This is a genomic window from Arthrobacter sp. UYCo732 (genome assembly GCF_040547265.1).
GTDB lineage: Bacteria > Actinomycetota > Actinomycetes > Actinomycetales > Micrococcaceae > Arthrobacter.
In genome coordinates this window covers 437,606-447,522 of sequence record NZ_JBEPPJ010000002.1, presented here as the reverse complement: position 1 = coordinate 447,522, position 9,917 = coordinate 437,606, and the positions used below count along the sequence as shown (strand labels likewise).

The window sequence follows — 9,917 nt, the reverse complement described above, 5'->3', positions numbered from 1 at the left end:
TGCCTCCGGCCGCCTGACGCGAAGATGCTGGTCGCGAGCTCAGCCGCCGGTGCCTATCCGATCCTGCGCGCAACGCACAACGGCGGACAAGTCGAGCCCGTAGGTCGGCCCTTCGCCTGAACCGTACTCCTCGAGTCGGGCCGCACCGCGCTCGAAGAGCCGGAGGGCGCCGACGCTGTTCCCCCGGGCGGCGTGGGTGAGCGCGACGCAGATCTGGGCGAGACCTTGCCAAAGGTTCCGTTCTTGGGCCGGCCCAGCTTTCCATCGGGCCTCAAGTACCTCATGCGCGGCGAAGGGCCGGCCCGCTTCCACCAGGTTCCGGGCCGAGACCAATGTCTCCCCCGGCGGCAGCGGTTCCTCGGAGACCGGCTCCACGCCAGCGCTTCCGTAGGGCAGCGGCCGTCCAAGAGCGTCTCGTGGCCGGGCCTGCCGCGGGCGCTTTGAAGCATCCCGATCCCTGTCGCCGGTCATTGCAGTTTCCGCTCTGAGCGTCCGTGGACCTTGCCAACCGTCATCCGCCCAATGCTACGGCTCGGCCCTCCGAACATCCGTTCCGCGGCAAAGGATGCCGCCGGAAGGGCGTCCGCGAAAGAAGAAAATATCACCGCTGGTCGCGCCGCAGTGGGTGGTCCTCCGGAACCTGAACGAGCACGATGCGGACTCTGTCGGGGTCCGCAATCCACATCTCCACCAGCCCCCACGGCTCCTGCTGTGGCTTGCTGATCACAGGTACCCCGGCCGCCAGGAGCCGATCGTGCTCGAGCTGCACGTCGCGGACCTGCATCCAGATCGCCAAGGCGCTGCCCTGCGGATCAGTCGACCGTCCACTGACCTCAAGAAAACCGTTGCCCAGGAAGAACACGATGCCCGGCGCTTCACGGCTCCCAAACTCTCGGTAGATCGCCAGACCCAGCGTGTCCCGATAAAACCGGTGGCTCCGCTCAAGGTCGGACGGATGAAGCAGGATGCGGCTCCCAAGGACTTCCATGTTCTCCATCCTGCCCTGAAGCCATGCACTTCGCTCGGCCCGCGCGCTTTGAATGCAGGATTGTGCAGTGACCGCCCGATGGCAACCGTCCTCCGCCCTGTACTTCCGCCGGAGCCCACCAGAACGTAGCCGGCCAGCGTAAGTCAGCCAATCAGGAATTCGCACCAGAGCGGGTAGTGGTCCGAGATCCGCCAGGACACCTCGCTGCGGGTGAGCCCGGGGTAGACCTGCGGGATGAAGTCAAAGGACCCGGCCCGCTGTGCGTAAGTGAGGCCCTGCATTAGGGAGGTCCCGTTGGTTTTGGAGAACCAAGCGATCTGGTCGTAGAAGTGCTGGCTGTTGTCGTTGTCGAAGATGGTCCGCGGGACCTTGTCCAGTTCCGTCGGCGGCCACAGGCCCGTGGCGATGAACGCCTCGTAGAGCGGGTCGCCGATCCGGTCCAGGTTGAAGTCTCCCAAGACCATCAAATTCGCGTTCCAGTCGTTGGGCCGCACCGCCCAGTCATGCATCCATTCGGCGAACGCGGTGATCTCCGGCAGGCGTTCGGCCGGGCTCTTGCCCCACAGTACGTGCACGGACGCCAGCGTGAATTCCACCCCTGCTCGGTTGAAACTGGCGGTGTACGGTGTGCGGGCGAACTGGCGGGCCGGCTCCTCCCCGATCGGGGGCAGGACGATCTCCCCGACCAGGCCGGAGGGCTGGACCCGTGTGCTGTCGTAGAGGAAGGCGAGGCGTTCGCCGTTGCCGGCGGCACCTTCGGTGGCGTCCGAGATGATGACCCGCCACTGCGGGCCAAGGGTGGCCAGCAACCGCTTGAGGGCTTTGGGGTTCCGCCGGGATTCCTGGACGGCGACGACATCGAACCTGGAGATCACCGCGGCGAGGCAGGCGATGGCGTGCCAGTCCCTCTTCGGCGAGTCCTTGGGTCCGGCCAACCACTTGTCGGTCAGGTCCCCCAAGGCGCGGATGTTCCAGGTTCCGATCAGGAGGTTGGAGTCTGTCCGTGCGGGGATGGCGGCGTCCAGGGCTGCCCGCAGCCGGTCCAGGTCTTCGGTCACGGCTGCTGGGGGCTGCTCAGTCATGTCTTCATGCAAGCAGACGGGGCGCGGTATTCGGTGGGACACACCGGAGCGAGCCTCAGGGGCTTTGCCTCACTATCGACCGACAGCGGCACAGGGTTATCCGTTGATCCACCCAAATGTCATGACCACTGTTGTGTCGACCTGCGAACCCCTGCCCGTGTGGTCGAGCAGCCACCGCAGCCGGCCTCTTACTCCCGGCGTAAACGGCGCAACACTGCGGAAATCCACCCGTTCCTCAGGCGCCGCGCGAGCCAGGCCTCCAGTTCGTTCTGGCTCCATGACGGCGCCCTTACCAGGATGACCTCGCTGACCTGCGTGCCCTTCGTCATTCCACCGAAAATTAGCTTCACGAGGCATTTCAGGTCATAGACTGCGCGTTTAGAAAGCAGCGCCCTCATCACCAGAAGGATCTCCCATGGCCACCGTTGACCCCGACTACATGCGACTCACGTACAGCTGCGAATACCGGGGTATCCCCAGTCTGGACCACGACCCGTCCGACTTCCCGATGAACTGGAGCGTCTCCATCGACGGGCTCGTGTGGGACGAAGGCGAGGAAGACAACGACGGGCGGGAAGTCCACATCGGGAACGCATGGTTCAGCATCGTTCCGGACGCCGGCATGATCGACCTGTTCTGGACTTTGGACGCCGTGAACCAGGAACTGGCCAACGTCGCCGAAATGCTCACTACCGAACGTCCCGACCTGATGCCCAATTCCGGCATGGACCTGGGCGGAGACCTGCTCGTCCTGTCCTCGCTGCGGATCGAGCCGCAGTTCCGGGGCAACAAACTCGGCCACGCCATCCTCAAAGCAATCTTGGGCACCGCCGGCCGGGCCGTGTCCCTGGTGGTCCTGCAGGCCGCTCCCCTATTCTCCGATGAAGGACCTATAGAAGGCAGCCCCGAGCACACCGCGGCGAAAGCGGCGCTGCGCCGCTACTGGGCGGACTTCGGCTTCCAGGACGCGTCCGGGGACTACCTGGCGCTTGGCGAAATGGCTGACGCCTTCGACGTTTGATCCAAACCGCCGCGTTACTCAGTGTCAAGGGCGGTGGCGCCCGTGGGTTTCCGCCTTGTGCGCCCCCCGGCGCGAGGGCCCTTAAACCGTTCGGATGACGATCAGCTTGTGGCCTTCGGGTACGAGGGCTTCCAGCGCGGCCTTGGCCTCTTCGTACGTGTTGCCGTGGGTGCTGACGCGGCTGTGGCCGCCGTCCGGGTCTTCAATGGTGCCTGTAATCTCCACCGGACAACTCTAATCTGCTGCGAGCTGCCTGGTCAGCCAGCCAAGTTGCTGGCCGATGCCGAGGCCTTTCATCGGAACCTCACACGGCCACGGACTCCCGTGAGGGCTGTCCGGTACTGCTCCCCTGCCAGTGCGATGAGCGTGACCTGCTCGAGGCCATTGAGTTCAACAGCAAGCTGGTCCCGGACCGTGACGGCCCATTCCCGGTTAACCAGCGAGGTCCTGCTGCGGCTCAGCCTCAGGTCGTACGGCTCGATGACGGCGTCAGAGTGGACGAGTCCGTGCTTGGCGGACAGGACGTACCAGCGGTCGCAGGTGGCCTCCGCGTAGGTTGAGGCTTTCCTGAACAGCTGGGAGACGTAAAGGTCCCGCGCTGTAGCCGTGTGCGGGAGTTTAAGGGCGGCGCAGCCAACGAGGCCGACCCTGATCGGGGCCCCAGTCACGGCGTCAGCTGCCGAACCGGTGAATCATGATGATCGCCGTGCAGGTGCAGGCGGCTCCGCAGTCTTCGCACAGGTAGCCTGCCGCTTCCTGGTCCGCTGCCCAGTAGCCCGGGATGGCGGCGACGCGTTCGAAGCCGGCCCGTGCCAGCGGTCCCAGCGAGGAGTGGGCCCCGTTATTGGATACCCACGAGGCAGACACTGCGTACCGGCATCCCTGGCCCCTCAGGTAGTCCAGGCGTTCCCGGACCATCGCCGAACCGATGCCTTGGCCGCGGGCGGCTGGCGTCACTGCGGACGACTTCAGCTCCCCGACGAGGTTCCCGACCAGTTGCAGCCCGACGCCGGCGGCGCGGAGCCGTTCCTGGATCGCGTGCACCGAGGCCTGGTTGAGGAGGCGTGCAGTCGCGGCGCCGAGTAGCCGGCCCTGAGCATCGGTGGCGCGGATCAGTGACCCTCCGCTTTTGATGAGGTCGTCAAGGTCGGATCTGTGGACGAATCCCTCGCCCAGCGAGGCGTTCAGCAGGGCCGCGGATTCGTCGAGTTCTGCCGTCGCGTACAGCTCCTTGGGTGGAGGGTGAAGGTCCCGGCGGGCCAGGGCTGGGGGCCAGGGGCATGGTCAGGTGTTTCCACGATCATTGCCGGGTTTCCTTTCGTGGCGGCATCAGAGGCGGAGCCTAGGCCGGGGTGCAGAAGCCGCTGGACTTGATGATGGATACGACCTTGCCGGCCTGCTCTTCGGTGATCGGAGCGCCGCCCTTGCTGACCATGTTCCGGACTACCTGGAGCTGCTCGGCTTCAGGGGCTCCGTTGGCGATGCCCGGGCAAAGGCTCCTCGCCCGGGCGACCACTCCCGGGTGTGCAAGCTCGGGGCTCACCACGGCCAGTTCTTTCATCAGGGATTCCCGCTTTTCGACGCTCGGCATGGTGGCCGCGGGGGCGGCAGGTGCCCCGGCGCAGCCAGACAACGCGGCAATGAGCAGGAAGGGCGCGATGAGCTTCTTCAAAGGAGTTCTCCAAGATGGGTTCGGGGTTCTTCGTCTGCCTTGAAACATGCGTAGACAAACCGGGTGCGGGGTGCCGGCCGTTTAGCTTTCGCCAAGGTCGGCGGCATACACTCGAAGTGACCGGCGGCGGACGGATCAGAAGGTTCCCCCCATTACTTTCTGGTCCACCCAGTCCGCCGTCGGTCCTATCGCAGGGACGCGGATCCCGCGTTACCCGAGCGCCGCAGCAGGATTGGCCGCTGACGAGAGAAACCCCGAAATGTGCTTCGCTTCCTGACGGATCGAGGCGATCATCCGGGCGTTGGTCACCTCGTCGACACCCATCTCCCGGTTCCGCCGGGCCAGCACTGCAAGCCGGTCGGCGAGCTCGTTGAGCGGGTGGCCGTTGTGGCCGCGCACCCATTCGTAGGAGATGTTCACGCCGCGGGCTGAGCCCAGGATGCGCTTGCATTCGGCGACCGAATCGGTGTCATCGAACGGCTGAAGAGCCCCGGTGGACACGCGGTCCAGGACCTCCAGGGCGGCCCTGGAGTCGGTAAGGACTTTCAGGTCCCCGACGCCTTCGCGCAGCACAGGGTGGTGACCCAAAGTGGACTGCAGCCCGCGACGGATGGCGGCCAGTTCCCCGGCACGGATTCCCCCGTGCGCGCTGACGGCCGTGTAGGCGCCCAGGATCGGGTCGGCCCCGTTCGCGTAGGCGAGGACGTAGCCGCAGCCATTGACAGTCTTGCCGCGGCCCCGTGAGGAGTCGCACGCCAGGACCAGTCCGGAGACGAGGCCGCGTTCGACTTCGGCGACGGCTTCGCGTGCCGCGGCCAGGGCCCCCGGAGGTGCCGTCAAATCGGTGACCGGAAGGACAGTCTTCGCGCGCAGCAGTTCGGCGGTGGCCCAGTCGCCGGTGAAGACCTGGGCCGGGGCTTCCCCTGTGCGCTTGCTGATCTTCGTGACCGCCTGGGTGATCTGGGCTGCCAGCTCACGGTTGGAGGGGTTGTTGGGTTCGCCCTTGCCGGGGCCGGCGACGATGAAGTCTTTACCGTCCACCAAGGTGTGAACAGCCCACCGGCACAGGTTCGGCTGGCGGTCCACCAGGACGGTGACACCGTGGCGGTCGCTCACGGATTTGAGGGCGGGGACAAACCGTGCGACCGGCGGTGCCGGCAGCGGGACGGCGGTCATCGGGTTCCTCCGGCGATGTCTTCAAGGGTGATCGGTTTCAGACGCGACTGGATGTGTTCCTGCTGCTCGGGCAGGGACGCGATGAAAGCCATCATCTCGGACTGGCTGCCGAATTCCTGGCTGTGCTGGAGTTCGTGCATGGCATGGAAGATCCGGTTCTCCGTGCTGGGCATGGCGGCGAAGACGTCCTCGGCCCTGTTGATCAGGTCAGCGTCAGGGTAGGTGACGCCGATTTCGATCATAAACATGCCCGTGGGCTCGTACGGGTCAGTCCCGCGCAGGACGCGTCCCCAGGTTTCGGCCCGGCGTGCCCATTCGGCGGCCGAGACCCCCGTGGGTCGCTGTTGCTTGACGGTTTCTTCATGCCAGTACGGGTAGTAGTCGCCAAGCTCCATTTCGTCCAGTTCGGCCGCAAAAGCGGGATGTTTGGGAAGCATCAGAGCGTAGAGCTCACCGGTGTCAGGATCGTCGGAGACGGCAACTTTGACCATGTTCAGGGCGCAGCCGTGCTCGCCGGACAGAATCTGCCCGACGTGCACGGAGTGGGCCTGGACCGCGTCGAAGATGACCGACTCCGGCCGGGGCGTCCCTGCCAGGTCGGCGGCATCCAAAGCCTGCGCGGCGAACTCGGCAATCTGCTCGATTTCGATCCGGTCCCGGATCGGCTCCATCGTTTCGCGCAGGCGGGCCGCGAGGTCCAGCAGGTCAGTGCCCGGAGCCAGCCGGTAGCCGTGCGGGACGTTCAAAGTCAGATCAGTCATTGTCTTTGACCTCCACCAGGTTTGCCCACTCCGGAACGTTGTCGATCCAGGTCTTTGAGCGGACGTTGATGAGCAGGACGATCACCGGAACGGACGGGCGTTCCTCCGGCCAGCCGGTTTCACCGTCGGTCGCGATCACAATGGCCGAAGGCTTCTTCGGCAGGGACAGGGCATGTTCGATGGCCTCGCCCATGTCGGTGCCGCCCCGGCCCGCGATTTCGATAATGGAGTCCTTGCCGCCGAACTTGGTCGACTGGTGGACCATGGTGTCGATGTCCGAGACGACCAGATCGTCGCCGCGGATGGACAGCTTCCGGGCAATGGCCAGGACTTCGTTGGTAGCCATGGCCAGGTCGTGGTCGCTGACAGAGCCTGAGGTGTCGCGGTAGAAGTGGATCGACGGCGTCGGCTTGATGTAGCCCGGGGCGATCACCCGGCCGATGATGCGGCCCTTGCCGTCGGACATGGTTTCGTTCATCCGGCGGCGGTTACGGCGGGTGTAGCTGGCGTCATGGTAGCCGGCCTTGTGCGCAACGGCGCGGCGGACAAACGATGCCAGAACCCGCTCCCACGGAGTCGTTGACGGAGTGAGGATCTCGTCGATGATCTGGGCGATACCGCCGGGGACCGAGCCGATGCCGTGCTGTTCCTGGTGCTGGCGGGCAGCGGATGCCGTCGCGATGCGGACCAGGTTCTTTTCGATCGCGGTCGCCGCTTCGGCCTTGCCGCCCATCGTCTCGTCGTCACCGAGTTCGTGACCGCCCTTACGACCGCCAGCACCGGACCCGCAGCCCTTCATCGGGGTCGGCTGACCCTGGCCGGGCTGACCGGAACCCGGCTGAGGCTGACCCTTGCCAGGGCTCCCCTGGCCTGGCTGACCCTGGCCGGGCTGCTGGCCCTGCTGAGGTTTGGGCTTGCCGCCCTGCTTTTTCCGCAGAACGTCCATGTAGTGCATCGGCGTCTGGTAGTCAGGCTCACCGATCTGCCCGGCGAACACACCATGCTTGGCGAGGGCGTTGCACCCGGCGTCCCGCAGGTCGTCATTGATGGCCATGTCACCGGCCACATTCCACGCGTCCAGCTCGGTCTCAGAGACACCGGCCAGCTCTGCGAGCATGGAATGCTCTGCCAGCAGGTGGGAGCACTCGTGAAGCAGCGCCTCGGCACCGAACTGGGCACCCATCGGGATGACCTTATCGAAGTTGATGTAGCAGCGGTGGCCGTCGTCCACACCGAACGTGTCTACAGCTTCGGAGTTGACCGGGCGGAGCGAAAACATCAGGGAGCCCATGTAGGGCATGATCTGCAAAGCGGTGGCACGCCACGCTTGAAAGTGCAGCATCTGTTCATCGTTGGGAGCGGCGAGGTTTCTCATGCCCCTCATGTGTGCGGCATCGGGTGGGCGTCTCTTCACCCGGCGACCGGCCGTGGCCCATTCGGTTTGGCCAGGCGGACGGGATGCGCCCCTATTTCTGCCAGCGCATTTCCGGGCCCCTGACCGGCTTGTGGTTCGTCGACGCGTCGCCTCTGAACACCACCACGCAGGAGCGGATGTCCTCGGCGGCCTTCCAGCCGAACCGGTAATCCACTCCGCCGAGGTAGCCGTGGTCGAGCCAGAAATGGTGCTTCAGTTCAATGTCGGGTATGGCCAGGACCGACGTGATGGTTTTCTTCATGGGCTGCAGCTTCCGTAAAGGACCCCGCCCCCGCCGGTGGGTTATGACAGCCGGTGGCAGGGGCGGGGTGGTCAGGGGGTCTTAGTCGGTTGTGGGTGCTCCGGCGAGCATGACATCGAGGGGGACGTCGCGGCCGGTCAGTTTCTGGACGTCGTCGCCGAGCCAGCGCTTGTTCTTGGGTCCGGCGCCGAAGCTCTCAAAAACACCGTCCACGGCGTAGAGCTTCGCTTCGAGCTTGCGGGCCCTGGACACCATCAGCAAGCCCGCCCCGCGTGAGCTGGGCTGGGAGAACACTGCGTGCAGGGCGCCGGCACCGAAGCGGAGGGCGCGGAGGTCCACCTCCACCATTTCCTTGCCGTCGGTGAGCCGGACTTTCTTGCCTTCTTTGAGCTTGAACGGGGAGGACACCGAAGCGGAGAACTCCCGGGAGTCAGAGTTCATCGGCACAATCCGGCACGCCTGGCCATCGATCGTGTGCATTTCGAGCAGGCCGGGGTCCATGGTCCGCAGCCCGTTGGCTTTGGCTGAGAAACCTTCCAGCATGGAGTACACGAAGCAGTCGTTGGAGATCCCGCCCCATGCGGCCTGCTCCATGATCTTGCGTTCGGTTTCCTCCAGGGACTTCACTGCAGCCTCGTACTTGAGGGCGGTGGGCCGCTGGCCCTTTTCGGCGATGGTGATCAGGGACCGCATAGTGATGCCGAGGGAGGGGCCTTTGACGTTGAAGGCATCCGCCCAGTCCTCGAAGCTGGTCTCGGTCAGGTTGTCCTGCAACCAGTAACGGTAGCTGAGGGCTTCGGTCAGGATCGGCAGTTTCAGGGACACCGGCAGGCCGCGGCTGATCCGCATGCGCCGTCCCAGCGCCTTGAAATCGTTGGAGGGCATGTTGTCCGCCATGACCAGGATCTTCGCCCAGGTCTTGTTGTCGGGGACGACGGTGCAGGCCTGGGGTTCGATCAGGAGCTCGGCGAGCTTGTCCGGTGCGAGGTCCATGGCGGGAGCGTTGAGGGGCTGGTACTTGAGTCCCTTGCCGCGGGCGTAGATCATTCCGGTGGCCGGGAGGCCCAGGCCGGGGAAGTCTGAGCGGTCGCCGGGGCGTCCGTCGGTGGTGGCCTTGGAGCGGGCGTCAACACGGTACGCGGCGAGGATGTCTTTCGGGGACGTGGGGGCGATTGCAGTGGCTGTCATGCTCAGTATGTGTGCGGCGCCGGCCACCCCGCTCACCGGAAAGCACCCGGATCCCGGCCCGATACCGCTCTACCGGCCACTCCCACCGAACGACCATCACTCGACCAGTTGGTCGAGTGGGAAAACCCCCGGAATGGCGGGGAATATAGGGCCCCTACTACTACTACTCTACTTAAACGACCTTAAAAGATAGATATATATAAGGGGCCCTATTGTTCTCTCCCTAGAGGACCCCCTCCCTTCCTAGTTAATACACTTCCCTCTCATAGATGTCCTATCCTCCGCGGTCGTTTTGGTCGAGTGAGGGTGCATCGGGACCCAACTTCCGCGCCAACATTGGGATGCAGGGCCGT

General features: G+C 64.9%; 13 protein-coding genes. 1 reads left to right on the top strand and 12 read right to left on the bottom strand.

Going from position 1 to position 9,917, the window contains the following annotated elements; translation table 11 throughout:
- Positions 1-39: 39 nt before the first annotated feature.
- From ABIB45_RS06105 to ABIB45_RS06095, 3 genes are all read right to left on the bottom strand, one after another.
- Positions 40-375: a DUF309 domain-containing protein gene (locus ABIB45_RS06105; RefSeq protein WP_354215018.1), complete on the bottom strand. Its 336-nt coding sequence runs from the start codon at positions 373-375 to the stop codon at positions 40-42.
- A 226-nt stretch (positions 376-601) separates the two neighbouring features.
- Positions 602-988: a VOC family protein gene (locus ABIB45_RS06100; RefSeq protein ID WP_354215017.1), complete on the bottom strand. Its 387-nt coding sequence runs from the start codon at positions 986-988 to the stop codon at positions 602-604.
- Between the two features lie 143 nt (positions 989-1,131).
- Entirely contained in the window at positions 1,132-2,070 is a 939-nt protein-coding gene (locus ABIB45_RS06095) for an endonuclease/exonuclease/phosphatase family protein (protein WP_354215016.1), read from the bottom strand.
- Positions 2,071-2,485: 415 nt separating this feature from the next.
- Between ABIB45_RS06095 and ABIB45_RS06090 the strand changes: the two genes are divergently transcribed.
- Positions 2,486-3,091, top strand: a complete 606-nt coding sequence (locus ABIB45_RS06090; protein ID WP_354215015.1) for a hypothetical protein — start codon at positions 2,486-2,488, stop codon at positions 3,089-3,091.
- A gap of 81 nt (positions 3,092-3,172) precedes the next feature.
- Here ABIB45_RS06090 and ABIB45_RS06085 read toward each other — a convergent pair whose 3' ends face one another.
- From ABIB45_RS06085 to ABIB45_RS06045, 9 genes are all read right to left on the bottom strand, one after another.
- Positions 3,173-3,316, bottom strand: coding sequence for a hypothetical protein (locus tag ABIB45_RS06085; protein WP_354215014.1), 144 nt, complete (start codon positions 3,314-3,316; stop codon positions 3,173-3,175).
- A 68-nt stretch (positions 3,317-3,384) separates the two neighbouring features.
- Positions 3,385-3,759 (bottom strand): DUF6884 domain-containing protein, encoded by a 375-nt coding sequence (locus ABIB45_RS06080; protein WP_354215013.1) that lies wholly within the window; start codon positions 3,757-3,759, stop codon positions 3,385-3,387.
- Between the two features lie 4 nt (positions 3,760-3,763).
- Positions 3,764-4,225, bottom strand: a complete 462-nt coding sequence (locus ABIB45_RS06075) for a GNAT family N-acetyltransferase (RefSeq protein WP_354215041.1) — start codon at positions 4,223-4,225, stop codon at positions 3,764-3,766.
- Between the two features lie 208 nt (positions 4,226-4,433).
- Entirely contained in the window at positions 4,434-4,763 is a 330-nt protein-coding gene (locus ABIB45_RS06070) for a hypothetical protein (RefSeq protein ID WP_354215012.1), read from the bottom strand.
- A 210-nt stretch (positions 4,764-4,973) separates the two neighbouring features.
- Complete coding sequence (locus ABIB45_RS06065; protein WP_354215010.1) at positions 4,974-5,939, bottom strand: RNase H family protein; 966 nt, start codon at positions 5,937-5,939, stop codon at positions 4,974-4,976.
- A complete protein-coding gene (locus ABIB45_RS06060; RefSeq protein ID WP_354215009.1) occupies positions 5,936-6,700 on the bottom strand; it encodes a hypothetical protein in 765 nt (254 codons plus the stop codon). The genes ABIB45_RS06065 and ABIB45_RS06060 overlap by 4 nt, the downstream gene beginning before the upstream one ends.
- Positions 6,693-8,075 (bottom strand): vWA domain-containing protein, encoded by a 1,383-nt coding sequence (locus ABIB45_RS06055; protein WP_354215008.1) that lies wholly within the window; start codon positions 8,073-8,075, stop codon positions 6,693-6,695. Before ABIB45_RS06055 ends, ABIB45_RS06060 begins: the two co-directional genes overlap by 8 nt.
- A 91-nt stretch (positions 8,076-8,166) precedes the next feature.
- A complete protein-coding gene (locus tag ABIB45_RS06050; RefSeq protein ID WP_354215007.1) occupies positions 8,167-8,376 on the bottom strand; it encodes a hypothetical protein in 210 nt (69 codons plus the stop codon).
- 81 nt (positions 8,377-8,457) lie between these two features.
- A complete protein-coding gene (locus tag ABIB45_RS06045; RefSeq protein WP_354215006.1) occupies positions 8,458-9,564 on the bottom strand; it encodes a hypothetical protein in 1,107 nt (368 codons plus the stop codon).
- Positions 9,565-9,917 lie beyond the last annotated feature (353 nt).

Bases quoted from the DNA above. Each gene is read 5' to 3' on its own strand.
- ABIB45_RS06100 (WP_354215017.1), bottom strand. From the start codon at position 988: ATGGAAGTCCTTGGGAGCCGCATCCTGCTTCATCCGTCCGACCTTGAG.
- ABIB45_RS06095 (WP_354215016.1), bottom strand. From the start codon at position 2,070: ATGACTGAGCAGCCCCCAGCAGCCGTGACCGAAGACCTGGACCGGCTG.
- ABIB45_RS06090 (WP_354215015.1), top strand. From the start codon at position 2,486: ATGGCCACCGTTGACCCCGACTACATGCGACTCACGTACAGCTGCGAA.
- ABIB45_RS06065 (WP_354215010.1), bottom strand. From the start codon at position 5,939: ATGACCGCCGTCCCGCTGCCGGCACCGCCGGTCGCACGGTTTGTCCCC.
- ABIB45_RS06060 (WP_354215009.1), bottom strand. From the start codon at position 6,700: ATGACTGATCTGACTTTGAACGTCCCGCACGGCTACCGGCTGGCTCCG.
- ABIB45_RS06055 (WP_354215008.1), bottom strand. From the start codon at position 8,075: ATGAGAAACCTCGCCGCTCCCAACGATGAACAGATGCTGCACTTTCAA.
- ABIB45_RS06050 (WP_354215007.1), bottom strand. From the start codon at position 8,376: ATGAAGAAAACCATCACGTCGGTCCTGGCCATACCCGACATTGAACTG.
- ABIB45_RS06045 (WP_354215006.1), bottom strand. From the start codon at position 9,564: ATGACAGCCACTGCAATCGCCCCCACGTCCCCGAAAGACATCCTCGCC.